At 51.4% G+C, this 22,619-nt stretch carries 23 protein-coding genes; 14 read left to right on the forward strand and 9 right to left on the reverse strand.

The genetic code is table 11. The features are described from left to right. The first annotated feature begins 73 nt into the window (after positions 1-73). From flhB to flhe, 3 genes are read left to right on the forward strand one after another with little or no spacing between them, the layout of a single operon-like run. A complete protein-coding gene (gene flhB, locus ACJHX7_RS03315; protein WP_001278919.1) occupies positions 74-1,222 on the forward strand; it encodes a flagellar biosynthesis protein FlhB in 1,149 nt (382 codons plus the stop codon). After that, on the forward strand, positions 1,215-3,293 hold the full coding sequence (gene flhA / locus ACJHX7_RS03320; RefSeq protein ID WP_094029615.1) for a flagellar biosynthesis protein FlhA: 2,079 nt from the start codon (positions 1,215-1,217) through the stop codon (positions 3,291-3,293). The genes flhB and flhA overlap by 8 nt, the downstream gene beginning before the upstream one ends. Continuing rightward, positions 3,293-3,685: a flagellar protein FlhE gene (gene flhe, locus ACJHX7_RS03325; RefSeq protein ID WP_085458820.1), complete on the forward strand. Its 393-nt coding sequence runs from the start codon at positions 3,293-3,295 to the stop codon at positions 3,683-3,685. Before flhA ends, flhe begins: the two co-directional genes overlap by 1 nt. A gap of 52 nt (positions 3,686-3,737) precedes the next feature. On the opposite strand, the gene argS is transcribed toward flhe, so the two are convergent. Continuing rightward, entirely contained in the window at positions 3,738-5,471 is a 1,734-nt protein-coding gene (argS, locus tag ACJHX7_RS03330) for an arginine--tRNA ligase (protein ID WP_001025308.1), read from the reverse strand. A gap of 215 nt (positions 5,472-5,686) precedes the next feature. Between argS and ACJHX7_RS03335 the strand changes: the two genes are divergently transcribed. From ACJHX7_RS03335 to torZ, 4 genes are all read left to right on the forward strand, one after another. Then, positions 5,687-6,253, forward strand: a complete 567-nt coding sequence (locus ACJHX7_RS03335; RefSeq protein WP_094029659.1) for a VOC family protein — start codon at positions 5,687-5,689, stop codon at positions 6,251-6,253. Positions 6,254-6,266: 13 nt separating this feature from the next. After that, positions 6,267-7,013 (forward strand): copper homeostasis protein CutC, encoded by a 747-nt coding sequence (gene cutC, locus ACJHX7_RS03340; protein ID WP_094029616.1) that lies wholly within the window; start codon positions 6,267-6,269, stop codon positions 7,011-7,013. 386 nt (positions 7,014-7,399) lie between these two features. Beyond that, on the forward strand, positions 7,400-8,500 hold the full coding sequence (locus ACJHX7_RS03345; RefSeq protein ID WP_001214336.1) for a NapC/NirT family cytochrome c: 1,101 nt from the start codon (positions 7,400-7,402) through the stop codon (positions 8,498-8,500). A gap of 24 nt (positions 8,501-8,524) precedes the next feature. Beyond that, on the forward strand, positions 8,525-10,954 hold the full coding sequence (torZ, locus tag ACJHX7_RS03350) for a trimethylamine N-oxide reductase TorZ (RefSeq protein WP_032171425.1): 2,430 nt from the start codon (positions 8,525-8,527) through the stop codon (positions 10,952-10,954). A 34-nt stretch (positions 10,955-10,988) separates the two neighbouring features. On the opposite strand, the gene cmoB is transcribed toward torZ, so the two are convergent. The 5 genes from cmoB to ACJHX7_RS03375 are packed head-to-tail and all read right to left on the reverse strand — an operon-like array spanning position 10,989 to position 14,570. Next, positions 10,989-11,960: a tRNA 5-methoxyuridine(34)/uridine 5-oxyacetic acid(34) synthase CmoB gene (gene cmoB / locus ACJHX7_RS03355; protein ID WP_000564726.1), complete on the reverse strand. Its 972-nt coding sequence runs from the start codon at positions 11,958-11,960 to the stop codon at positions 10,989-10,991. Beyond that, positions 11,957-12,700 (reverse strand): carboxy-S-adenosyl-L-methionine synthase CmoA, encoded by a 744-nt coding sequence (gene cmoA, locus ACJHX7_RS03360; protein ID WP_000019588.1) that lies wholly within the window; start codon positions 12,698-12,700, stop codon positions 11,957-11,959. The genes cmoB and cmoA overlap by 4 nt, the downstream gene beginning before the upstream one ends. Before the next feature lie 40 nt (positions 12,701-12,740). Beyond that, positions 12,741-13,136, reverse strand: a complete 396-nt coding sequence (locus tag ACJHX7_RS03365; protein ID WP_000252980.1) for an MAPEG family protein — start codon at positions 13,134-13,136, stop codon at positions 12,741-12,743. A gap of 52 nt (positions 13,137-13,188) precedes the next feature. Next, positions 13,189-14,007 carry a DUF72 domain-containing protein gene (locus ACJHX7_RS03370; protein WP_000639274.1) on the reverse strand — a complete coding sequence of 273 codons (819 nt, stop codon included), beginning with the start codon at positions 14,005-14,007 and terminating at the stop codon, positions 13,189-13,191. Further along, entirely contained in the window at positions 14,004-14,570 is a 567-nt protein-coding gene (locus ACJHX7_RS03375; protein ID WP_000891624.1) for a hydrolase, read from the reverse strand. The genes ACJHX7_RS03370 and ACJHX7_RS03375 overlap by 4 nt, the downstream gene beginning before the upstream one ends. A gap of 309 nt (positions 14,571-14,879) precedes the next feature. Between ACJHX7_RS03375 and aspS the strand changes: the two genes are divergently transcribed. Genes aspS through ruvC form a run of 4 tightly spaced genes read left to right on the forward strand, consistent with a single transcriptional unit; the run spans position 14,880 to position 18,422 of the window. Next, positions 14,880-16,652, forward strand: a complete 1,773-nt coding sequence (aspS, locus tag ACJHX7_RS03380) for an aspartate--tRNA ligase (protein WP_001258662.1) — start codon at positions 14,880-14,882, stop codon at positions 16,650-16,652. Then, positions 16,645-17,097 carry a dihydroneopterin triphosphate diphosphatase gene (nudB, locus tag ACJHX7_RS03385; RefSeq protein WP_077248299.1) on the forward strand — a complete coding sequence of 151 codons (453 nt, stop codon included), beginning with the start codon at positions 16,645-16,647 and terminating at the stop codon, positions 17,095-17,097. The genes aspS and nudB overlap by 8 nt, the downstream gene beginning before the upstream one ends. Positions 17,098-17,125: 28 nt before the next feature. Beyond that, positions 17,126-17,866, forward strand: coding sequence for a YebC/PmpR family DNA-binding transcriptional regulator (locus ACJHX7_RS03390; protein ID WP_000907234.1), 741 nt, complete (start codon positions 17,126-17,128; stop codon positions 17,864-17,866). Positions 17,867-17,900: 34 nt separating this feature from the next. Continuing rightward, the gene (gene ruvC / locus ACJHX7_RS03395; protein WP_001295503.1) at positions 17,901-18,422 is read left to right on the forward strand and encodes a crossover junction endodeoxyribonuclease RuvC; all 522 of its coding nucleotides are present in this window, start codon (positions 17,901-17,903) and stop codon (positions 18,420-18,422) included. 1 nt (position 18,423) lies between these two features. Here ruvC and ACJHX7_RS03400 read toward each other — a convergent pair whose 3' ends face one another. Beyond that, entirely contained in the window at positions 18,424-19,026 is a 603-nt protein-coding gene (locus ACJHX7_RS03400; protein ID WP_001024944.1) for a YebB family permuted papain-like enzyme, read from the reverse strand. 70 nt (positions 19,027-19,096) lie between these two features. Here ACJHX7_RS03400 and yobI point away from each other — a divergent pair, with 70 nt between their 5' ends. The 3 genes from yobI (at position 19,097) to ruvB (ending at position 20,931) form a co-directional block, all read left to right on the forward strand. After that, positions 19,097-19,162, forward strand: coding sequence for a stress response small protein YobI (yobI, locus tag ACJHX7_RS03405; protein ID WP_001386853.1), 66 nt, complete (start codon positions 19,097-19,099; stop codon positions 19,160-19,162). 138 nt (positions 19,163-19,300) lie between these two features. Beyond that, positions 19,301-19,912, forward strand: a complete 612-nt coding sequence (gene ruvA / locus ACJHX7_RS03410; RefSeq protein WP_000580323.1) for a Holliday junction branch migration protein RuvA — start codon at positions 19,301-19,303, stop codon at positions 19,910-19,912. An 8-nt stretch (positions 19,913-19,920) separates the two neighbouring features. Further along, a complete protein-coding gene (gene ruvB, locus ACJHX7_RS03415; RefSeq protein ID WP_000568522.1) occupies positions 19,921-20,931 on the forward strand; it encodes a Holliday junction branch migration DNA helicase RuvB in 1,011 nt (336 codons plus the stop codon). Between the two features lie 146 nt (positions 20,932-21,077). Here ruvB and znuB read toward each other — a convergent pair whose 3' ends face one another. Then, entirely contained in the window at positions 21,078-21,863 is a 786-nt protein-coding gene (znuB, locus tag ACJHX7_RS03420; protein WP_000571478.1) for a zinc ABC transporter permease subunit ZnuB, read from the reverse strand. Then, positions 21,860-22,615, reverse strand: a complete 756-nt coding sequence (znuC, locus tag ACJHX7_RS03425) for a zinc ABC transporter ATP-binding protein ZnuC (RefSeq protein ID WP_000202996.1) — start codon at positions 22,613-22,615, stop codon at positions 21,860-21,862. Before znuC ends, znuB begins: the two co-directional genes overlap by 4 nt. Positions 22,616-22,619: the final 4 nt, after the last annotated feature.

Genomic DNA, 22,619 nt, shown 5'->3' on the forward strand with positions numbered 1-22,619 from the left:
CCCTTACTCAAACCATTGAACGCTTTGCGCTCTGGCATCATTTACGCTTAATACTCTTTCCAGGATTGGCGACGTGTCTGACGAGAGCGACGACAAAACAGAAGCCCCCACACCTCACCGACTAGAAAAAGCGCGGGAAGAGGGGCAAATCCCGCGTTCCCGTGAACTGACCTCGCTGCTGATTTTGTTAGTGGGTGTGTGTGTTATCTGGTTTGGCGGTGTGTCGCTGGCCCGTCGATTGTCGGGCATGCTCTCCGCTGGGCTGCATTTTGATCACAGTATTATCAATGACCCGAATCTGATCCTCGGGCAAATTATTCTGCTGATCAGAGAAGCCATGCTGGCGCTGCTACCGCTGATTAGCGGCGTGGTGCTGGTGGCGATTATTTCTCCGGTTATGCTGGGGGGGCTGGTATTTAGCGGCAAATCCTTGCAGCCGAAGTTTTCCAAACTCAACCCGCTACCGGGCATTAAACGGATGTTCTCGGCACAGACTGGCGCGGAGTTGCTTAAGGCAATTTTGAAAACCATCCTGGTTGGCAGCGTGACGGGGTTTTTTCTCTGGCATCACTGGCCGCAGATGATGCGCTTAATGGCCGAGTCTCCGATTACCGCCATGGGTAATGCGATGGATCTGGTAGGGCTATGCGCACTGCTGGTGGTGCTTGGTGTTATTCCGATGGTGGGATTTGACGTCTTTTTCCAAATCTTCAGCCACCTGAAAAAGCTGCGAATGTCGCGGCAGGATATTCGTGATGAGTTCAAACAAAGCGAAGGCGACCCCCATGTTAAAGGGCGGATACGTCAGATGCAGCGAGCTGCCGCGCGGCGTCGGATGATGGCCGATGTGCCGAAAGCGGATGTCATTGTCAATAACCCAACCCACTATTCGGTAGCGTTGCAGTATGACGAAAACAAAATGAGCGCACCGAAAGTGGTCGCTAAAGGTGCAGGACTGGTCGCGCTGCGCATTCGTGAAATTGGTGCTGAAAATAACGTCCCTACGCTTGAAGCGCCGCCGCTGGCGCGAGCGCTGTATCGACATGCGGAGATCGGTCAACAAATCCCGGGTCAACTGTACGCCGCGGTAGCGGAAGTGCTGGCCTGGGTCTGGCAACTGAAACGCTGGCGTCTGGCTGGTGGACAGCGCCCTGTACAACCTACTCATCTTCCGGTGCCGGAAGCCCTGGATTTTATTAACGAGAAACCGACCCATGAGTAATCTGGCCGCGATGCTGCGCCTGCCCGCAAACCTGAAATTGACACAATGGCAGATCCTTGCCGGACCGATTTTGATCCTGTTGATCTTGTCGATGATGGTGCTGCCACTGCCCGCATTCATACTCGACCTGTTGTTTACCTTCAATATTGCCTTGTCGATCATGGTGTTGCTGGTGGCGATGTTTACCCAGCGCACGCTTGAGTTTGCTGCGTTTCCGACCATCCTGTTGTTTACCACGCTGTTGCGTCTGGCACTTAACGTGGCTTCAACCCGTATCATTTTGATGGAAGGGCATACTGGCGCGGCGGCGGCTGGAAAGGTGGTCGAAGCGTTCGGTCACTTCCTCGTTGGTGGCAATTTCGCTATCGGTATCGTGGTGTTCGTCATTCTCGTGATCATCAACTTTATGGTTATCACCAAAGGTGCCGGGCGTATCGCAGAAGTGGGTGCGCGCTTTGTTCTCGATGGTATGCCGGGTAAGCAGATGGCGATTGACGCCGACCTTAACGCCGGATTGATTGGTGAAGATGAAGCGAAAAAACGCCGCTCCGAAGTGACTCAGGAAGCCGATTTTTACGGTTCAATGGACGGGGCAAGTAAGTTTGTTCGCGGCGATGCCATCGCCGGGATCCTCATCATGGTCATTAACGTTGTCGGCGGGTTGCTGGTCGGCGTGCTGCAACATGGCATGAGCATGGGACACGCGGCGGAAAGTTATACGCTATTGACCATTGGCGACGGTCTGGTGGCACAAATTCCGGCGTTGGTGATTTCTACCGCCGCGGGGGTCATCGTTACGCGTGTCAGCACCGATCAGGATGTTGGCGAGCAGATGGTGAATCAGCTTTTCAGTAACCCAAGCGTTATGTTGTTAAGCGCCGCCGTGCTCGGTTTACTCGGCCTGGTGCCTGGAATGCCAAACCTGGTATTTTTGCTGTTCACTGCCGGATTGCTGGGGCTGGCCTGGTGGATCCGTGGACGTGAACAAAAAGCGCCTGCCGAACCAAAACCGGTAAAAATGGCAGAGAATAATACCGTTGTCGAAGCGACGTGGAACGATGTACAACTGGAAGATTCTCTGGGAATGGAAGTGGGTTATCGCCTGATCCCGATGGTCGATTTCCAGCAGGATGGTGAGTTGTTGGGCCGTATACGCAGTATCCGCAAGAAATTTGCCCAGGAGATGGGGTTTCTGCCGCCAGTGGTGCACATTCGCGACAATATGGATCTGCAACCTGCCCGCTATCGCATTTTGATGAAAGGCGTGGAGATAGGCAGTGGTGATGCTTATCCGGGGCGTTGGTTGGCGATTAACCCTGGTACCGCTGCCGGGACGTTACCTGGTGAGGCGACCGTCGATCCGGCATTTGGCCTGAATGCTATCTGGATTGAAAGTGCGCTTAAAGAACAGGCGCAGATTCAGGGGTACACCGTGGTTGAGGCCAGCACGGTGGTGGCAACGCATCTTAACCACCTCATTAGCCAGCATGCCGCAGAGCTGTTTGGTCGTCAGGAGGCGCAACAGCTGTTGGATCGCGTCGCCCAGGAGATGCCAAAGCTGACGGAAGATCTCGTTCCTGGCGTCGTAACGCTCACCACACTGCATAAAGTGCTGCAAAATCTCCTCGATGAAAAAGTGCCGATTCGCGATATGCGCACCATTCTCGAAACGCTGGCGGAACATGCGCCCATCCAGAGCGATCCACATGAATTAACCGCCGTCGTGCGCGTGGCGTTGGGACGGGCGATTACCCAGCAGTGGTTTCCTGGCAAAGATGAAGTCCATGTTATTGGCCTCGATACACCGCTGGAACGTTTGTTACTACAGGCGCTGCAGGGCGGGGGCGGACTGGAGCCAGGGTTGGCGGATCGTTTACTGGCGCAAACTCAGGAAGCGCTATCCCGTCAGGAGATGTTGGGTGCGCCGCCAGTTTTATTGGTGAACCACGCGCTGCGACCATTATTGTCTCGCTTCCTGCGCCGCAGTCTGCCGCAGTTAGTGGTACTGTCGAATCTGGAACTGTCTGATAACCGACATATCCGCATGACGGCGACAATTGGCGGTAAATGATGAGAACCTTATTAGCAATATTATTGTTTCCGCTGCTGGTGCAAGCCGCGGGGGAGGGGATGTGGCAGGCGAGTAGTGTGGGCGTTACGCTGAATCACCGTGGTGAGTCGATGTCATCAGCGCCTCTTTCTACTCGACAACCTGCTTCAGGATTGATGACGCTGGTGGCGTGGCGTTATCAGCTTATCGGTCCGACACCTGCAGGATTGCGGGTTCGCTTGTGTTCGCAATCTCGTTGTGTCGAATTAGAAGGGCAGAGTGGAACCACCGTGGCCTTTTCCGGTATACCGGCGATAGAACCGTTGCGATTTATCTGGGAAGTGCCTGGCGGTGGGCGGTTAATTCCGCCGCTAAAGGTACAACGGAATGAAGTGATTGTGAATTATCGTTAATGATAAAAAAGCCGATGTCTGCCATGACATCGGCTTTTGCCGTATAACGCGATTACATACGCTCTACTGTCTCAATACCCAGCGTATCCAGACCCAGCTTCAGCGTCTTCGCCGTCAGTTGTGCCAGTTTCAGACGGCTGTTACGCACTTCTTCGTTTTCTGCGCTGAGGATCGGGCAGTGCTCGTAGAAGCCAGAGAACAGACCGGCCAGATCGTACAGGTAAGCACACATCACATGCGGCGTGCCTTCACGGGCAACCACAGTGAGGGTTTCTTCAAACTGCAGCAGGCGAGCTGCCAGTTGTGCTTCACGATCTTCACGGATGATTACCGGAGCTGCAGCCAGTTGCTCTTCGTCAATTTCTGCTTTACGGAACACGGATAATACACGCGTGTAAGCATACTGCATGTATGGCGCGGTATTACCCTCAAACGCCAGCATGTTGTCCCAGTCGAAGATGTAGTCCGTGGTGCGGTTTTTGGAGAGATCCGCATATTTCACCGCACCAATACCAACCGCGTTAGCCAGTTTTTCCAGCTCGTCGGCTGGCATATCCGGGTTCTTTTCTGCCACCAGACGGCGTGCACGCTCCAGGGCTTCATCCAGCAGGTCTGCCAGTTTCACTGTACCACCCGCGCGGGTTTTGAACGGTTTGCCGTCTTTACCCAGCATCATGCCGAACATGTGGTGTTCCAGCGGTACGGATTCCGGTACATAGCCTGCTTTGCGGACGATAGCCCACGCCTGCATCAGGTGTTGATGCTGACGGGAGTCGATGTAATACAGCACGCGATCGGCATGCAGTGTTTCATAACGATATTTCGCACAGGCGATATCAGTGGTGGTGTAGAGATAGCCACCATCTTTCTTCTGAATGATCACGCCCATCGGTTCGCCTTCCTTGTTTTTGAACTCATCAAGGAATACGACGGTCGCGCCTTCACTTTCTACTGCCAGACCTTTGGCCTTCAGGTCCGCCACGATACCCGGCAGCATTGGGTTGTAGAGGCTTTCACCCATCACGTCATCACGGGTCAGCGTCACGTTGAGACGATCGTAGGTGATCTGGTTCTGCGTCATGGTGATGTCGACCAGTTTGCGCCACATCTCGCGGAAATATTCGTCACCGCTTTGCAGTTTTACCACGTAGTTACGTGCACGCTCGGCAAACTCTTCATCTTCGTCGTAATGCTTTTTCGCATCGCGGTAGAAACCTTCAAGGTCAGCCAGCTCCATTTCACCGGCGTTTTCCTGCTGCTGCTTTTCCAGCCATGCAATCAGCATACCGAACTGAGTGCCCCAGTCGCCGACGTGGTTTGCGCGAATCACTTTGTGACCGAGGAACTCCAGAGTACGAACTGCTGCGTCACCAATAATGGTAGAGCGCAGGTGACCGACATGCATCTCTTTCGCCACGTTTGGCGCAGAGTAGTCAACCACAATGGTCTGTTTTTCTGGCGTAGCAACACCGAGACGATCGGACGCCAGCGCCTGCTGAACATGATCAGCCAGGAATGCCGGATCAAGGAAAATGTTGATAAAGCCTGGACCGGCGATCTCAACTTTGCTGGCGATACCGTTAAGATCCAGATGAGTCAGCACCTGCTCTGCTAATTGTCGCGGTGCCATACCCAGTTTTTTAGCAACTGCCATCATGCCGTTAGCCTGATAGTCGCCGAACTGAACTTTTGCTGACTGACGAACCTGCGGTTCGCAATCCGCAGGCGCGCCTGCCGCAATCATGGCCTGACGGACTTTTTCTGAGAGAAGAGCCTGAATATTCACCGGAATACCTTACATTGATGAAGCGAGCAAAATTTGCCCGCACCAGTTAAAGAAATTAGGGCGGGAGTATACTGCAAATGGCTGTTTTCGTCAGCAACGTGCGCGTGGCGTATTGCCGTTTTCACTATTGCATCAGAAGCGGCGTGAAATCAGCGGTTGGTTGGCGCAGGGCAACAGGGTAAATTAACGCTTTTACTGGAAGACGAAGAGTGATTATGGCGAACTGGCATTCTATCGACGAGTTGCAGGATATTGCATCGGATTTACCGCGATTTACCCACGCATTAGATGAACTTTCCCGCCGTCTGGAGTTGGATATCACTCCACTGACTGCCGATCACATTTCTTTGCGTTGCCATCAAAACGTCACCGCTGAACGCTGGCGTCGCGGGTTTGAACAGTGCGGCGAGCTTTTGTCAGAAAATATGATCAATGGCAGGCCGATTTGTCTGTTTAAATTGCATGAACCGGTACAGGTTGCGCACTGGCAGTTTTCCATTGTGGAGCTACCGTGGCCCGGGGAAAAACGTTACCCGCACGAAGGTTGGGAACATATTGAAATCGTTCTGCCGGGTGATCCAGAAACGCTGAATGCCCGTGCGCTGGCATTGCTTTCTGATGAAGGACTCAGCCTGCCGGGGATCTCAGTTAAAACCAGTTCGCCAAAAGGTGAGCATGAACGATTACCGAATCCGACGCTGGCGGTCACCGATGGTAAAACAACCATTAAGTTTCATCCGTGGTCCATTGAAGAGATCGTTGCCAGCGAGCAGTCGGCGTAACTAAGGAGCAAAAATGGCATTACTGGAAATTTGCTGTTACAGCATGGAATGCGCGCTAACGGCGCAGCAAAACGGCGCTGACAGAGTTGAATTATGCGCAGCTCCAAAAGAGGGGGGCTTAACGCCGTCGTTGGGGGTACTGAAATCCGTGCGCCAGCGGGTGACGATCCCTGTGCATCCGATTATCCGCCCACGGGGTGGTGATTTTTGCTACAGCGACGGTGAGTTTGCCGCCATTCTTGAAGATGTGCGCACAGTCCGCGAATTAGGTTTTCCTGGACTGGTGACGGGCGTTCTCGAGGTTGACGGGAATGTCGATATGCCACGAATGGAAAAAATAATGGCTGCTGCCGGTCCGCTGGCAGTGACTTTTCATCGCGCCTTCGATATGTGCGCTAACCCTTTAAATACACTCAATAATCTTGCGGGATTGGGCATTACCCGGGTACTGACATCAGGGCAAAAATCAGACGCACTGCATGGTTTATCAAAAATTATGGAACTTATTGCCCATGGTGATGCTCCAATCATTATGGCCGGAGCAGGAGTCCGTGCGGAAAACCTGCACCACTTCCTCGATGCCGGAGTGCTGGAAGTCCATAGCTCCGCGGGAGCGTGGCAAGCCTCACCGATGCGTTATCGTAATCAAGGATTGTCCATGTCATCAGATGCACACGCGGACGAGTATTCGCGTTATGTCGTAGACGGGGCGGCGGTTGCTGAAATGAAAGGAATCATTGAACGCCATCAGGCCAAATGATTTTTACCGTTGCATCATGTCGCCCAATATGATGCTTGCTCGTACCAGGCCCCTGCAATTTCAACAGGGGCCTTTTTTTATCCATGAGTAGTATAAAAAATGAACGATTACCGCGATCTGTTGAGCGGGTGACAGTGCACATAGCGTTGTGCTAAAAATATTTTATATATTCACATTAATTATGTAATTTAAATTACTAAAACTGACAAATATATATTCTAAATAACAACTGGGTTATTCCTTAGCAATTAATGATTACATTGTAATAAATCATATTCTTTATCGATTATTTCAGGCATTGTTGTGCCGAATTATGCAAGCGGTCAATTCGTTGTATATTTAATTATACAATGATTTCGGTGTTCTGGAATTAATTAGAGGAATCTATGCGAGGGAAAAAACGCATTGGGTTATTATTTTTGCTGATAACGGTTGTGGTTGGTGGCGGCGGGTTATTACTGGCGCAAAAAGCCTTACATAAAACGTCGGATACAGCATTTTGCCTTTCCTGCCACTCGATGAGTAAACCTTTTGAGGAATATCAGGGAACTGTCCACTTTTCTAACCAGAAAGGGATACGTGCGGAATGTGCCGATTGCCATATTCCAAAGTCAGGGATGGATTATTTATTTGCTAAATTAAAAGCATCTAAAGATATTTATCATGAATTTGTTAGCGGCAAAATAGACAGTGACGATAAGTTCGAAGCACATCGTCAGGAAATGGCCGAAACAGTATGGAAAGAATTAAAAGCATCGGATTCTGCAACGTGCCGTAGTTGCCATTCTTTTGATGCGATGGATATTGCCTCGCAAAGTGAATCTGCGCAGAAAATGCATACCAAAGCGCAAAAGGACGGTGAAACGTGTATTGATTGTCATAAAGGCATTGCCCATTTCCCGCCAGAAATAAAAATGGATGACAACGCGGCGCATGAACTGGAAAGTCAGGCTGCCACTTCTGTGACCAATGGCGCACATATTTATCCTTTCAAACCTTCCCGCATAGGCGAACTGGCCACTGTGAATCCTGGTACCGATCTCACCGTCGTTGATGCCAGTGGCAAACAGCCGATCGTTCTGTTGCAGGGTTATCAAATGCAGGGCAGTGAAAGCACGCTCTATCTGGCGGCAGGTCAACGTCTGGCGCTAGCCACATTAAGTGATGAAGGTATCAAGGCGCTAACGGTAAACGGGGAATGGCAGGCTGACGAATACGGTAATCAATGGCGTCAGGCGTCATTACAAGGGGCGCTAATCGATCCCGTATTAGCGGATCGTAAACCGTTATGGCAATACGCTGAAAAACTCGATGACACCTATTGTGCTGGCTGCCATGCCCCTATTGCCGCCGACCATTACACCGTCAATACATGGCCGTCCATTGCCAAAGGAATGGGTGCGCGAACCAGCATGAGCGAAAACGAACTGGACATTTTGACGCGGTACTTCCAGTACAACGCCAAAGATATTACCGAGAAACAGTGATCCTCGTTGATCAGGGAGGAAGTTATGACATTAACAAGACGTGAATTTATTAAACATAGCGGTATTGCGGCAGGGGCGCTGGTGGTGACATCGGCTGCACCGTTACCTGCATGGGCAGAAGAGAAGGGCGGCAAAATTCTCACCGCGGGCCGTTGGGGAGCGATGAACGTAGAAGTGAAGGACGGCAAGATTGTTTCTTCGACAGGCGCGCTGGCGAAAACCATACCGAACTCCTTACAGTCTACGGCGGCGGATCAGGTACACACCACGGCGCGTATTCAGCATCCGATGGTGAGAAAAAGCTATCTCGATAATCCACTGCAACCGGCGAAAGGTCGTGGCGAAGATATCTATGTACAGGTGAGCTGGGAACAAGCATTAAAACTGATTCATGAGCAACACGATCGTATTCGTAAAGCTAACGGACCATCGGCCATTTTTGCCGGATCTTACGGCTGGCGCTCTTCTGGCGTGTTGCATAAAGCGCAAACCTTACTGCAACGTTATATGAACCTGGCGGGCGGTTATTCCGGGCATAGCGGCGATTATTCAACCGGGGCGGCACAGGTGATCATGCCGCATGTGGTGGGTTCCGTGGAGGTGTATGAACAGCAGACCTCCTGGCCGCTGATTCTGGAAAACAGCCAGGTTGTGGTGCTGTGGGGGATGAACCCGCTGAATACCTTAAAAATTGCCTGGAGCAGTACCGATGAGCAAGGGCTGGAATACTTCCATCAGCTGAAAAAATCTGGCAAACCCGTGATTGCCATTGATCCTATCCGCTCCGAAACCATCGACTTCTTTGGCGATAACGCCACCTGGATCGCCCCAAATATGGGTACCGACGTGGCGTTGATGTTAGGGATTGCGCACACCTTGATGGTACAAGGTAAGCACGATAAGGCCTTCCTGGAAAAATACACCACCGGCTACCCGCAGTTTGAAGAGTATCTGACAGGTAAGAGCGATAATACGCCGAAGAGCGCGGCCTGGGCGGCGGAAATTACTGGCGTACCGGAAGCGCAGATAGTCAAACTCGCTGAACTAATGGCGGCGAATCGCACAATGCTGATGGCAGGCTGGGGAATTCAGCGCCAGCAATATGGTGAACAGAAACACTGGATGCTGGTGACGCTGGCGGCGATGTTAGGGCAGATTGGTACACCGGGCGGCGGTTTTGGTTTCTCTTATCATTACTCCAATGGTGGCAACCCGACGCGTGTTGGCGGCGTGCTGCCTGAAATGTCTGCGGCGATTGCCGGACAGGCCAGCGAGGCCGCTGATGATGGCGGAATGACGGCGATTCCTGTTGCCCGTATCGTCGATGCGCTGGAAAATCCTGGCGGCAAATATCAGCATAACGGTAAAGAACAAACGTATCCGAATATCAAAATGATCTGGTGGGCGGGTGGCGGTAACTTTACCCATCACCAGGATACTAATCGTCTGATCAAAGCCTGGCAGAAACCGGAGATGATCGTCGTTTCTGAATGCTACTGGACCGCAGCTGCTAAACATGCAGATATCGTATTACCGATCACCACATCGTTTGAGCGAAATGACTTAACGATGACCGGTGATTACAGCAACCAGCATATTGTGCCGATGAAGCAGGCTGTCGCTCCGCAATTTGAAGCGCGTAACGATTTTGATGTGTTTGCCGATCTTGCTGAATTACTCAAACCTGGCGGAAAAGAGATCTATACCGAAGGTAGAGATGAAATGGCGTGGCTGAAATTTTTCTATGATGCCGCTCAGAAAGGTGCGCGTGCGCAACGCGTGACTATGCCGATGTTTAATGCTTTCTGGCAGCAAAATAAACTGATCGAAATGCGCCGCAGCGAGAAGAACGAACAGTACGTTCGTTATGGTGATTTCCGCGCCGATCCGGTGAAAAATGCGCTGGGTACGCCAAGCGGCAAAATTGAGATTTACTCCAAAACGCTGGAAAAATTTGGCTATAAGGATTGCCCGGCACACCCAACCTGGCTTGCGCCTGATGAGTGGAAGGGTACCGCCGACGAGAAGCAGTTGCAGCTTCTGACCGCACATCCGGCACACCGTTTACACAGTCAGCTTAACTATGCGGAACTGCGTAAAAAATATGCGGTTGCCGATCGTGAACCGATCACTATTCACACCGAAGATGCTGCTCGCTTTGGTATTGCGAATGGCGATCTGGTGCGTGTCTGGAACAAACGTGGTCAGATCCTGACAGGCGCGGTGGTGACTGACGGGATCAAAAAAGGCGTGGTATGCGTGCATGAAGGTGCATGGCCAGATCTGGAAAATGGCTTGTGTAAAAACGGCAGTGCGAACGTGTTAACGGCGGATATCCCCAGCTCGCAGCTGGCAAATGCCTGTGCCGGTAACTCTGCGCTGGTGTATATCGAAAAATATACGAGCAATGCGCCGAAGTTAACGGCGTTTGATCAGCCAGCTGTTCAGGCATAAGACGTGAAAAGCGCCCGGAAACGGGCGCTAATCTTTACGGCTTGCGCGCAATCAGCACCGCGCGTTTAGGTGCCGGATAACCTTCAACTGTCTTACTCGGATCATGCGGGTCGAGGAAATCGGCCAGCGATTCAGTAACCATCCATTCGGTGCGTCGCTGTTCTTCTGTGGTGGTAACGCTCACATCCGCAATGCGAATATCAACAAAACCACACTTCTTCAGCCAGTTTTTCAGCGCCAGCGCGGAAGGGATGAAATAGACATTACGCATTTGCGCGTAACGATCGCCCGGCACCAGCACCGTGTTCTCATCACCATCAATAACCAGCGTTTCAAGCACCAGTTCACCTTCATTCACCAGTTGGTCTTTTAACTGCCAGAGATGCTCCAGCGGTGAACGACGATGATAAAGCACGCCCATCGAAAAGACGGTATCAAAGGCTTTCAGTGCCGGAAGTTGTTCAATGCCTAACGGCAGCAGATGCGCACGTTGATCGTTACCTAACAATTTACGCACTGCTTCAAACTGGCACAGAAACAGTTGCGTAGGGTCGATCCCCACCGCCAGATGTGCGCCTGCGCCAATCATGCGCCACATGTGATAACCGCTGCCGCAGCCGACATCAAGAATGGTGCGCCCGGTTAAATCAGAAAGATGGGGCAGAACGCGATCCCATTTCCAGTCGGAACGCCATTCGGTATCGATGTTGACGCCATACAGTGAGAACGGCCCTTTGCGCCACGGCATCAGGTTGCGCATCAGCGTTTCAATGCGTTTAATTTGCCCTGCGCTCAGTGGCTCTTCGCTTTCTGCCGTAACGCTATGCAATAAATCAAGACGATACGGTTTAATTTCAGGTAGAAATTCCACCGCGTTGGACCACTGTTTAAACAGACCGTGCTGCTGTTCGCGCTGCCAGTTAGCAATCTGCGCGGGCAGCGTTTCCAGCCAGTGTGAAAGATGATTTTTGGCAATCAGAGAATAAAAGTTACCAAAGTCGATCATGCAGCGTCCTCTGCTTTTAATGCCACCAGTGAACCAAAGTTAAAGCACTGGAACCACAGCTCGCTATGCTCAAAACCGGCTTTATGCAGGCGTGCTTTATGGGTTTCCACAGAATCGGTCAGCATCACGTTTTCCAGCATGCTGCGCTTCTGGCTGATCTCCAGTTCGCTGTAACCGTTAGCGCGTTTAAAGTCGTGGTGCATGTTGAACAGCAATTCACCAACTTTGGCATCTTCGAAACTGAATTTTTCCGAAAGCACCAGCGCACCGCCCGGGTTCAGCCCTTGATAAATTTTATCCAGTAACGCCTGACGCTCGGAAGGTTCCAGGAATTGCAGGGTAAAATTCAGCACCACCATCGATGCGTTTTCAATGGCGATATCGCGAATATCACCTTCAATAACGTCTACTGGCGTCGGGGCTTTATAGGCGTCAATATGACGACGGCAGCGTTCAATCATCGCCGGGGAGTTGTCGATGGCAATAATTTTGCAATTATCATGATGAATGTTGCGACGCACCGAGAGCGTCGCCGCGCCCAGAGAGCAACCCAGATCGTAAACCTGCGTACCAGGTTGAACGAAGCGCTCGGCTAACATACCAATCATGGAAATAATATTGGAATAGCCGGGAACGGAACGCTGGATCATATCCGGGAAGACTTCAGCTACCCGTTCATCAAAGGTCCAGTCGCCCAGTCTGGCGATAGGGGCAGAAAATAGCGTGTCGCGGTGAGACATAACGTAAAAATCCGGGAAAAAGAAAGTGGCGTATTGTGCGCTAACGCAGGGAGAAAACCAACTCCCAGGGCATATACCAAAGATTCGCCAGCACCATCAGCAACAGCGCACACCAGGTGGCGCTCATGCCAGAACGTCGCCAGCGGAACAGACGGTGATGAAAACCGTAATAATGCATCAGACGACCAGCAAGCAAAACGATGCCGCAAATATGCACCATCCAGGTTTCTGCGCCATTCATTTCCATAAACAGCATCAACACAATCGCGATGGGAATATATTCCACCGCGTTACCATGAATGCGAATAGCGCTTTGCAGTTCGCTAAAACCGCCGTCGCCATAGGCAACGCGGTACTGCATTCGCAGGCGAACGACATCAAAAGAGAACTTCATTAATAACAACGCACTTAAAACGGCATACAGCGCGCTTACCATACAAACTCCCTTTAAAATGGCCGATGGCACCTGTCTATGATAGGTGGCAAATTCAGAAAAGAGAAGATTGCTGTGGAATAGCCGGAACTGCTCCGATCTCTGGAAGCGTTTTACGTAAGTCTTCCCACAGGGTATGTACCAGTTCCGGGGCCTGGGCAATATCTGGCGTATGTAAAAAAAGATAAGGCGTAGTGGTCTGATGCCACTGCGCTAATTTTTGTAACCAGACCTGAAATAATTCCCGGTTTTGCGTCATATCATCACTACCGATAAAACGGATCAGCGGATTTGTCGCCGTCAGTACAGCATGTACCGGAACTTTAGGTTTTTTTCGTTGAGCGTCGCGAATAGCTTCACTGTGTGGACGTGCTGCATGAACCGGGCGGCTGTCTAAAATCACCCGATTAACGCCGCGCTGATGTAAACCGCGATTAAGCGTTTGTTCCTCTTCCCCTTTGGCGAAAAACTGTGGATGGCGGACTTCCACACCATAATTAAATTCGCCGGGAAGAGAATCGAGAAAATGCCAAAGCGCAGGCAGCTCCCGTGGGCCGAATGTGGCAGGCAGTTGCAGCCAGTATTGTCCAATGCGCGGAGCCAACGGTGACATGCGGGTCAAAAATTCAGTCACTAAATCATCGCAATGCCGTAATGCTGCCTGATGCGAAATGGTCGCCGGAAACTTAAAACAGAAGCGGAAGTCATCTGTGGTCTGCTCACGCCAGCGCAGGACAACCTCGGGTTTCGGCAGGGCATAAAGCGTGGTGTTACCCTCCACACAGTTAAAGTGGCGGGCATACTCTTCAAGGCTGGTGATCCCCAACCGCACCCATTTAGGATGTGACCATTGCGGCAGACCGATGTAAATCATAATGCGTTGAGGATCTCTTCAACGCAGCGCACACGGGCAATGCGCGGGTAGATATGGTTGATACTGTTATTGTGCTGCTCGGCGCTAGCGGCACTACAGGCATCTTCGGCAATCACCAGATTAAAGCCAAGTTCCCAGGCATTGCGGGCGGTGGATTCAACACCGATATTGGTCGAGATCCCACATAAAACAATGGTATCGATACCCCGGCGGCGTAATTGCAACTCCAGATCCGTACCGTAAAACGCACCCCATTGACGTTTGATGATTTCGATATCGCTGTCGGTTGCACCTAATGCTACAGGATGTTGCCACCAATTTTCGGGCAACACTTTAGCGGGGGAAGGGGCATCAACCGGCTGTTTTAATGCTTCGGCGTAATCGGCAGACCAGCCAACACGCACCAGAAACACGGGCTGACCGCTGGCGCGAAATTTCGCCGCCAGCTTCCCGGCGCGATTAACCACCTCATCGGCAGTATGTGGACCACCGGCAAAAGGTAAGATGCCTTCTTGTAAATCAATCACCACCAGCGCGGTGGTTTTAGCATTAAGTTCAAGCATGATGACTCCTGACAAAACAAAATCGTGCCTCTCACCTTAATGCGATTAGCCGATGGCGGAACGACAAATTTTGTTAATTTTTATGAGTTCGGGCAACACCTTTATAGCAAACTGGCGTAGAGTCTGATTTCAGGCCCGATATAAAGTGGTAACGAGGCGTTCCAGCGCGGGCCAGGCTCTTACGGTGCGGCAGAATTTCCAGTATAATAGCCGCCTTTTTTCATTCAGTTGTGACATACAGCTAACGCTGCGACTTGGTCACCTGCGCAGCAGGGGGCATCCGCCGGCAGCTAAGTTAAGGGATATCTCATGCGTACAGAATATTGTGGACAGCTCCGTTTGTCCCACGTGGGGCAGCAGGTGACTCTGTGTGGTTGGGTCAACCGTCGTCGTGATCTTGGTAGCCTGATCTTCATCGATATGCGCGACCGCGAAGGTATCGTGCAGGTATTTTTCGATCCGGATCGTGCGGACGCGTTAAAGCTGGCCTCTGAACTGCGTAATGAGTTCTGCATTCAGGTCACGGGCACCGTACGTGCGCGTGACGAAAAAAATATTAACCGCGATATGGCGACCGGCGAAATCGAAGTGCTGGCGTCCTCGCTGACTATTATCAACCGCGCAGATGTTCTGCCGCTTGACTCTAACCACGTCAACACCGAAGAAGCGCGTCTGAAATACCGCTACCTCGACCTGCGTCGCCCGGAAATGGCTCAGCGCCTGAAAACCCGCGCTAAAATCACCAGTCTGGTGCGTCGTTTTATGGACGACCACGGGTTCCTTGACATCGAAACTCCGATGCTGACCAAAGCCACGCCGGAAGGCGCGCGTGACTACCTGGTGCCTTCTCGTGTGCACAAAGGTAAATTCTACGCGCTGCCGCAATCCCCGCAGCTGTTCAAACAGTTGCTGATGATGTCCGGTTTTGACCGTTACTATCAGATCGTTAAATGCTTCCGTGACGAAGACCTGCGCGCTGATCGTCAGCCTGAATTTACCCAGATCGATGTGGAAACCTCTTTCATGACCGCGCCGCAAGTGCGTGAAGTGATGGAAGCGCTGGTGCGTCATCTGTGGCTGGAAGTGAAGGGCGTGGATCTGGGCGATTTCCCGGTAATGACCTTTGCAGAAGCAGAACGGCGTTATGGTTCTGATAAACCGGATCTGCGTAACCCGATGGAACTGACCGACGTTGCCGATCTGCTGAAATCCGTTGAATTTGCAGTATTTGCAGGTCCGGCGAACGATCCGAAAGGTCGCGTAGCGGCTCTGCGCGTTCCGGGCGGCGCATCGCTGACCCGTAAACAGATCGACGAATACGGTAACTTCGTTAAAATCTACGGCGCGAAAGGTCTGGCGTACATCAAAGTTAACGAACGCGCGAAAGGTCTGGAAGGTATCAACAGCCCGGTAGCGAAGTTCCTTAATGCAGAAATCATCGAAGCCATCCTGGATCGTACTGCCGCGCAAGATGGCGATATGATTTTCTTCGGTGCCGACAACAAGAAAATTGTTGCCGACGCGATGGGTGCACTGCGCCTGAAAGTGGGTAAAGACCTTGGTCTGACCGACGAAAGCAAATGGGCACCGCTGTGGGTTATCGACTTCCCGATGTTTGAAGACGACGGTGAAGGCGGCCTGACGGCAATGCACCATCCGTTCACCTCACCGAAAGACATGACTGCGGCAGAGCTGAAAGCTGCACCGGAAAATGCGGTGGCGAACGCTTACGATATGGTCATCAATGGTTACGAAGTGGGCGGTGGTTCTGTGCGTATCCATAATGGTGATATGCAGCAGACGGTGTTTGGTATTCTGGGTATCAACGAAGAGGAACAGCGCGAGAAATTCGGCTTCCTGCTCGACGCCCTGAAATACGGTACTCCGCCGCACGCAGGTCTGGCATTTGGTCTTGACCGTTTGACCATGCTGCTGACCGGCACCGACAATATCCGTGACGTTATCGCCTTCCCGAAAACCACGGCGGCAGCGTGTCTGATGACTGAAGCACCGAGCTTTGCTAACCCGACTGCACTGGCTGAGCTGAGCATTCAGGTTGTGAAGAAGGCTGAGAATAACTGATATGGCTTATAAGCGTCCCGTTTCGATCTTAGTGGTCATCTATGCACAAGATACGAAACGGGTGCTGATGTTGCAGCGGCGTGACGATCCCGATTTCTGGCAGTCGGTAACCGGCAGCGTGGAAGAGGGTGAAACCGCGCCGCAAGCTGCCATGCGCGAAGTAAAGGAAGAGGTCACCATCGATGTTGTCGCTGAACAACTGACCTTAATTGACTGTCAGCGCACGGTAGAATTTGAAATTTTTTCACATTTACGTCATCGCTATGCGCCGGGCGTGACGCGTAATACGGAATCATGGTTCTGTCTTGCGCTTCCGCACGAACGCCAGGTCGTCTTCACTGAACATCTGGCCTACAAGTGGCTTGATGCGCATGCTGCGGCGGCGCTCACTAAGTCCTGGAGCAACCGGCAGGCGATTGAACAGTTTGTAATTAACGCTGCCTGAACAGGCAGGGCTATCTGGAGATATTTTTATGGCAGGTCATAGTAAATGGGCCAACACCAGACATCGTAAAGCTGCGCAGGATGCTAAGCGCGGTAAAATCTTCACTAAAATCATTCGTGAGCTGGTAACCGCGGCTAAGCTGGGCGGTGGTGATCCGGACGCTAACCCGCGTTTGCGTGCAGCAATTGATAAAGCACTGTCTAACAACATGACCCGTGACACTCTGAACCGCGCAATTGCACGAGGTGTGGGTGGTGATGATGATGCAAACATGGAAACCATCATCTACGAAGGTTACGGTCCTGGCGGCACGGCAATCATGATTGAATGTCTGTCTGACAACCGCAACCGTACCGTTGCTGAAGTGCGTCATGCATTCAGCAAATGTGGCGGTAACCTCGGTACTGATGGTTCCGTAGCTTATCTGTTCAGCAAAAAAGGCGTGATCTCCTTCGAGAAAGGCGATGAAGACACCATCATGGAAGCAGCCCTGGAAGCCGGTGCTGAAGACGTTGTGACCTATGATGACGGCGCGATTGATGTCTACACTGCATGGGAAGAAATGGGCAAAGTACGCGACGCTCTGGAAGCGGCAGGTCTGAAAGCAGACAGCGCGGAAGTTTCCATGATCCCGTCCACCAAAGCTGATATGGATGCAGAAACCGCACCGAAACTGATGCGTCTGATCGATATGCTGGAAGATTGCGACGACGTGCAGGAAGTTTACCATAACGGTGAAATCTCTGATGAGGTTGCAGCGACTCTCTGATGAGGCCTGCTAAACAGCAAAACGGAGACGCGTGATGGCTATTATTCTCGGCATTGACCCGGGTTCGCGCGTGACCGGCTATGGCGTCATCCGCCAGGTAGGCAGGCAACTGTCCTACCTGGGTAGCGGATGCATACGCACCAAAGTGGATGATTTACCGTCTCGTCTGAAGCTCATCTATGCGGGCGTGACGGAAATCATCACCCAGTTCCAGCCTGATTATTTCGCCATTGAACAGGTCTTTATGGCGAAGAACGCTGACTCAGCCCTGAAACTGGGGCAGGCGCGCGGCGTGGCGATTGTGGCGGCGGTGAATCAGGAATTGCCGGTATTTGAATATGCGGCACGTCAGGTAAAGCAAACGGTGGTAGGTATTGGTAGTGCCGAAAAAAGCCAGGTGCAGCATATGGTCCGCACCTTGCTGAAACTGCCTGCTAATCCACAGGCGGATGCCGCCGATGCGCTGGCGATTGCCATCACCCACTGCCACGTTAGTCAGAATGCGATGCAAATGAGCGAATCGCGGCTGAACCTGGCGAGAGGGCGACTGCGTTAAGTTATACCGCCTCGGTCAGTTCAGGCTGAGGCGTTTCCACTCCCTCCGCATGAATCAACACTAAACCCGGATGATGCCACAAACTGGCTGGCGTGACGGTTTTACGCTCCCACGGAATAGAACCCAGGAACCAGAATTTCCAGAAAGTGAGTTTTGCATTCGGATTGCTGTTTAACAGTTCTCCAAACGTCTCTATTTCACCCACCGGAATACATAGCGCCTCTTTATAAATATCAAAAACAAATTTTGAACAGAACTGGCGCGAAGATTCGTATTTAAAACCGGTGTGGTAAAGTTTGCGTAGCCGGGAGGGAACCTGTTCAACAATTCGTTGTTTTTGTTGTTCTGTCAGCCCGGCGTCTAATCGCTTTATAGCATAGCGTTGATTAGAAGAACGTTTAATAAAACGAGATAGCGTGGTGATAGTTGAAAGGGGAACCCGGCTTTCTGCAACCAGGAAGTCTTCACCGTTATGACCGATAATGATACCGACGTGATTACTCCAGCAATTTGATGCAGCTGATATTTGGCCAAATAAGGCAGTACCTATACATGTAAAGACGATATCACCAATTTCATATTCAGCAGGGTAATTAATATTCATGTTGTCATTCCATTGAAATAGATATGAATATACGTAATAGCATAAAAAATTTATTTTTTCAGGAGGCGCAATGTATATTTTTATTACGCATTTCTTCACTGAATATGTAATATTTAAATATTTGCTTCCAATATAACCTGTAGAAAAAATTATACTGCGTCATTTTTCAGAACATCGGGACGCCTCGCAAGTTTTCTTCATCCTTCGCTGGATATCTATCCAGCATTTTTTTATCATACAGCATTATCTTTGATTCATTACGCAGGAGCGTCATGTGATAGGCAGACTCAGAGGCATCATCATTGAAAAACAACCCCCGCTGGTGTTAATTGAAGTGGGCGGCGTAGGCTATGAAGTGCATATGCCGATGACCTGTTTTTATGAACTCCCTGAAGCGGGTCAGGAAGCGATCGTTTTCACCCACTTTGTGGTGCGTGAAGACGCGCAACTGCTGTACGGTTTTAACAATAAACAAGAGCGCACGTTGTTCAAAGAGTTGATCAAAACCAACGGCGTCGGCCCGAAGTTGGCGCTGGCGATCCTCTCTGGAATGTCAGCGCAGCAGTTCGTTAATGCCGTTGAGCGTGAAGAAGTGGGGGCGCTGGTGAAACTGCCGGGTATTGGCAAAAAAACCGCCGAACGCTTGATTGTTGAAATGAAAGACCGATTTAAAGGTTTGCATGGCGATCTCTTTACGCCAGCTGCCGACCTGGTACTCACGTCACCTGCCAGCCCGGCGACCGACGATGCTGAACAGGAAGCTGTTGCCGCGCTGGTGGCGCTGGGCTATAAACCACAAGAAGCAAGCCGCATGGTGAGCAAAATCGCTCGCCCTGACGCCAGCAGTGAAACATTAATTCGCGAAGCCCTACGCGCCGCGTTATGAGGTAAAGGATGATTGAAGCAGACCGTCTGATTTCTGCCGGTACCACTTTGCCGGAAGATGTGGCAGATCGCGCCATTCGCCCTAAATTACTGGAAGAGTATGTTGGTCAACCGCAGGTTCGTTCACAGATGGAGATTTTCATCAAAGCAGCGAAACTGCGCGGCGATGCCCTCGATCATCTGTTGATTTTTGGTCCTCCGGGGTTGGGTAAAACTACGCTTGCTAACATTGTCGCCAATGAAATGGGCGTTAATTTACGCACGACTTCTGGTCCGGTGCTGGAAAAGGCGGGGGATCTGGCAGCGATGCTCACTAACCTTGAACCGCATGACGTGCTGTTTATTGATGAGATCCACCGTCTATCGCCAGTTGTTGAAGAAGTGCTGTACCCGGCAATGGAAGACTACCAACTGGATATTATGATTGGTGAAGGTCCGGCGGCACGCTCCATTAAAATTGATTTGCCGCCGTTTACCCTGATTGGTGCAACCACGCGCGCAGGTTCGCTGACATCACCGTTGCGCGATCGTTTTGGTATTGTGCAGCGTCTGGAGTTTTATCAGGTGCCGGATCTGCAATATATCGTCAGTCGCAGCGCACGCTTTATGGGGCTTGAGATGAGTGATGACGGCGCGCTGGAAGTTGCTCGTCGCGCTCGCGGTACGCCGCGCATTGCTAACCGTCTGCTGCGTCGAGTGCGTGATTTCGCCGAAGTGAAGCACGATGGCACCATCTCGGCTGATATCGCTGCTCAGGCGCTGGATATGCTGAATGTCGATGCCGAAGGTTTCGATTATATGGACCGCAAATTGTTGCTGGCGGTAATCGATAAGTTCTTTGGTGGGCCGGTAGGTCTGGATAACCTGGCGGCTGCCATTGGTGAAGAACGTGAAACCATTGAGGATGTGCTGGAACCTTATTTGATTCAGCAAGGCTTTTTGCAGCGTACACCGCGCGGGCGTATGGCGACAGTGCGGGCGTGGAACCACTTCGGCATCACGCCACCAGAAATGCCGTAAGTCGGATTGGTCGCTCGAGCAGCATCCGACACTGGCAGTGTGCCTGATGCGACGCTGTTCGCGTCTTATCAGGCCTACCAGAGATAGCGAACCGTAGGTGGGATAAGGCGCTCGCGCCGCATCCGACAAATGTGTTCAGCGACAGATTAGCTGGCCTGCTTTTTCATCATACTGATAATAAATAACAGTGCCGCACATAGCACTACCGACGGACCCGCCGGCGTATCGTAAAATGCGGAAAAGGTTAAACCGCCAGTTACTGCCACCATTCCCACCAAAACAGCGACACCGGCCATCTGTTCCGGCGTGCGGGCAAAGCGACGCGCTGTAGCAGCAGGAATAATCAGCAACGAAGTAATAATCAACGCGCCGACAAATTTCATCGCTACACCAATCGTCAATGCCGTCACCAGCATCAACAACAATTTCACGCGCTGTAATTTCACACCATCAACAAACGCCAGATCCGGGCTAATCGTCATTGACAGCAAATTGCGCCATTGCCAGAACAGAATCGCCACCACGATGACCACGCCAATCGCAATAGAGATGAGATCTTCTGGCGTCACTGCCAGCAAATCACCGAACAGGTAAGCCATCAAATCAACACGAATGTTAGACATCAGACTAACGACCACCAGGCCCAGCGACAGGGCACTGTGCGCCATAATCCCTAATAACGTGTCGATCGCCAGCTGTGGACGCTTCTCCAGCCATACCAGACCGCCCGCCAGCAGCAGCGTAACGGCAATCACCGCATAGAATGGATTCACGTCCAGCAACAAACCAAACGCGACGCCAAGTAATGAGGCATGAGCCAGCGTATCACCGAAATAAGACATACGACGCCAGACTACAAACGAACCCAGCGGACCCGCGGCACAGGCGAGCATGATCCCGGCTAACCAACCAGGAAATAATAATTCAATCATGAGCGATCATTTCCCCGACGCAAGACAATTCGTCCCTGTAAATCGTGACGATGATTATGATGATGGCGATAGATACCCAGTTGTTCAGCACCACGAGGACCAAACATAGAAATAAACTCCGGATGCAGGGAAACAACTTCCGGTGTGCCGGAACAACAAATGTGGTGATTCAGGCAAAGCACTTCATCGGTTTTTGCCATTACCAGATGCAGATCGTGAGATACCATTAAAACGCCACAATCCAGTTCGCGACGCAGTTGGTCAATAAGGTCATATAACGCCACCTGACCATTCACATCCACGCCCTGAGTGGGTTCATCCAGCACTAATAATTGCGGTCGATTTAACAATGCTCGCGCTAACAGTACACGCTGCGTTTCGCCACCCGAGAGCTTTTGCATCGGTGCGTTAATCAGGTGTCCGGCCTGGACACGTTTCAGTGCAGGCAAAATATCTTCTTTATGTGTGCCAGGTCGTAAGCGTAAAAAACGGTTTACGGTCAGTGGCAACGTGGTGTCGAGATACAGCTTCTGCGGTACATAGCCGATGCGTAGTTTTCCGTTGCGCTTGATAACCCCTTCATCGGGTGTTACCAGCCCGAGCACTACCCGTACCAGTGTCGACTTACCTGCGCCATTTGGCCCAAGTAAAGTCAAAATTTTTCCAGGTTTAAGTTCCAGCGACACATCAGAGAGGACGCGGCGTTGGCCAAAAGAAACCGAGACATTTTCCAGGGAAACCAGACTTGTCATGTTA

Source organism: Escherichia sp. WS1451 (assembly GCF_046487365.1).
GTDB lineage: Bacteria > Pseudomonadota > Gammaproteobacteria > Enterobacterales > Enterobacteriaceae > Escherichia > Escherichia coli.

Excerpts from the sequence above, each read along its gene's own strand:
- znuB (WP_000571478.1), bottom strand. The coding sequence starts at position 21,863 with ATGATTGAATTATTATTTCCTGGTTGGTTAGCCGGGATCATGCTCGCC.
- flhA (WP_094029615.1), top strand. The coding sequence starts at position 1,215 with ATGAGTAATCTGGCCGCGATGCTGCGCCTGCCCGCAAACCTGAAATTG.
- ACJHX7_RS03375 (WP_000891624.1), bottom strand. The coding sequence starts at position 14,570 with ATGCTTGAACTTAATGCTAAAACCACCGCGCTGGTGGTGATTGATTTA.
- aspS (WP_001258662.1), top strand. The coding sequence starts at position 14,880 with ATGCGTACAGAATATTGTGGACAGCTCCGTTTGTCCCACGTGGGGCAG.
- znuC (WP_000202996.1), bottom strand. The coding sequence starts at position 22,615 with ATGACAAGTCTGGTTTCCCTGGAAAATGTCTCGGTTTCTTTTGGCCAA.
- ACJHX7_RS03370 (WP_000639274.1), bottom strand. The coding sequence starts at position 14,007 with ATGATTTACATCGGTCTGCCGCAATGGTCACATCCTAAATGGGTGCGG.
- ACJHX7_RS03345 (WP_001214336.1), top strand. The coding sequence starts at position 7,400 with ATGCGAGGGAAAAAACGCATTGGGTTATTATTTTTGCTGATAACGGTT.
- ACJHX7_RS03400 (WP_001024944.1), bottom strand. The coding sequence starts at position 19,026 with ATGAATATTAATTACCCTGCTGAATATGAAATTGGTGATATCGTCTTT.
- ACJHX7_RS03365 (WP_000252980.1), bottom strand. The coding sequence starts at position 13,136 with ATGGTAAGCGCGCTGTATGCCGTTTTAAGTGCGTTGTTATTAATGAAG.
- ACJHX7_RS03390 (WP_000907234.1), top strand. The coding sequence starts at position 17,126 with ATGGCAGGTCATAGTAAATGGGCCAACACCAGACATCGTAAAGCTGCG.
- cutC (WP_094029616.1), top strand. The coding sequence starts at position 6,267 with ATGGCATTACTGGAAATTTGCTGTTACAGCATGGAATGCGCGCTAACG.
- ruvC (WP_001295503.1), top strand. The coding sequence starts at position 17,901 with ATGGCTATTATTCTCGGCATTGACCCGGGTTCGCGCGTGACCGGCTAT.
- cmoA (WP_000019588.1), bottom strand. The coding sequence starts at position 12,700 with ATGTCTCACCGCGACACGCTATTTTCTGCCCCTATCGCCAGACTGGGC.
- cmoB (WP_000564726.1), bottom strand. The coding sequence starts at position 11,960 with ATGATCGACTTTGGTAACTTTTATTCTCTGATTGCCAAAAATCATCTT.
- flhe (WP_085458820.1), top strand. The coding sequence starts at position 3,293 with ATGAGAACCTTATTAGCAATATTATTGTTTCCGCTGCTGGTGCAAGCC.
- torZ (WP_032171425.1), top strand. The coding sequence starts at position 8,525 with ATGACATTAACAAGACGTGAATTTATTAAACATAGCGGTATTGCGGCA.
- ACJHX7_RS03335 (WP_094029659.1), top strand. The coding sequence starts at position 5,687 with ATGGCGAACTGGCATTCTATCGACGAGTTGCAGGATATTGCATCGGAT.
- ruvB (WP_000568522.1), top strand. The coding sequence starts at position 19,921 with ATGATTGAAGCAGACCGTCTGATTTCTGCCGGTACCACTTTGCCGGAA.